Source organism: uncultured Campylobacter sp. (assembly GCF_938018035.1).
Taxonomy (GTDB): Bacteria; Campylobacterota; Campylobacteria; order Campylobacterales; family Campylobacteraceae; genus Campylobacter_B.
This window is the reverse complement of the sequence record NZ_CALIJF010000226.1, coordinates 1-1,253: the sequence shown is the minus strand read 5'-3', so window position 1 is coordinate 1,253 and position 1,253 is coordinate 1. Positions and strand designations below refer to the sequence as shown.

Below are 1,253 nucleotides of genomic sequence, written 5' to 3'. Positions count from 1 at the left end.
AAGACCGGGTACTCGCGCGTCAGATGATCGAAATTTACGAGGATTACAAGCGCGCGCAGGGCTATTCGCGCTACGAGATCGCGCAAAAACGTGAGGCTCTTGAAAACGTGCTCGTGCCCTACACCGAGGCAGAAAACCGAGCCTTGGCGCTAAGCGCGGGCTTTAAGCGCGTCGAGAGTATCTTTAAGTGGGCAAATTTTATGAGCTTCGCGGCGTTTAAATAGCGAGCGACATAACGCATATTTTGTCCAAAAGATTTAAGTTTTAAATTGTAACAGTGAGCATTTTAGAAAATTTGCAAAGCAAACATCACCTTGCAATATAAAATTTTGTTGCACTAAAGCTATTTTCATCGATTAAATACGCCATAGCGAGCGCAGTGGTACGTTTAAAAAGGATAGAATCTTTAATTTTGCGTTATTTATTCGGTTCTGTTTTAGTGTTCAACCCGGTATTTTCGTCGATCTTCTCACTTGCGACGCGCCTTTCAAAGCTTGCTATAAACTCGTCGTATTCGATTTTTTTAGCTCTATCGGCTTCATATTTTTTCATAGCTTTTTGAAAATTGCTACGTTCAAAAAAATCATTCCAAATCGCGAACAATACAAAAGCTAAAAGTCCCCATATATAGCCGCCGATAAAGAAATTTCCGGTGATACAAAATACGGCGCAGACTATTATGTCGGTCGCAATATAGCCCACTCCGCGTCTCCCGGCCGGCAAAATGGGCTCGGACAAACGATAAGTGCCTAAGGTATCTACGCCTTTTGAGATATTTTTCAAGCATTCTTTTTCTTTGCTATCATGGCTAGCGGGAGCATAGCCGGCGATTTCATCGCCTTCAAAAATATAAAAACCATCGTCCGTTTTTATTTTAAAAACGTCCGCGCCCTGCCCTTTTAACCGAAATTGCCATACCGATGCATAAGCTGCATCATTCGAAATATCCGCATCTGCGAGGCTGTCTGTGTGGGATCCGGACTCTTTTTTCACATCAATCGCGATACCGTGGAAATAACTCACAAAAATCCTTTAAAATTAAATTTACTCATCCGTACTGAATTTAGCCAACCTTCAAAAATTCCAAATAAATTTAAACATTTTGTAAGCGAAATAGAAGCCGAAATTCCAGGCATAAAAAAAGCGTCCGCCGTTTGACGGACGCCGTGTATAAGTCACGGCGACGAAAATAAACGCCGCCGCGAACGAAGGAGCTTATTTATCTCTTAAATTTAACTCGCTAACAAGCTTGG

1 protein-coding gene and 1 pseudogene are annotated in these 1,253 nt (G+C 42.0%); one reads left to right on the top strand and one right to left on the bottom strand.

Translation table 11 applies throughout. The features are described from left to right. Positions 1–224 (top strand): annotated as a pseudogene (locus Q0257_RS06930) (carboxy-S-adenosyl-L-methionine synthase CmoA); the annotation flags it as partial. 193 nt (positions 225–417) lie between these two features. Here Q0257_RS06930 and Q0257_RS06925 read toward each other — a convergent pair. After that, a complete protein-coding gene (locus Q0257_RS06925; RefSeq protein WP_298023265.1) occupies positions 418–1,023 on the bottom strand; it encodes a hypothetical protein in 606 nt (201 codons plus the stop codon). Between the last annotated feature and the right edge of the window lie 230 nt (positions 1,024–1,253).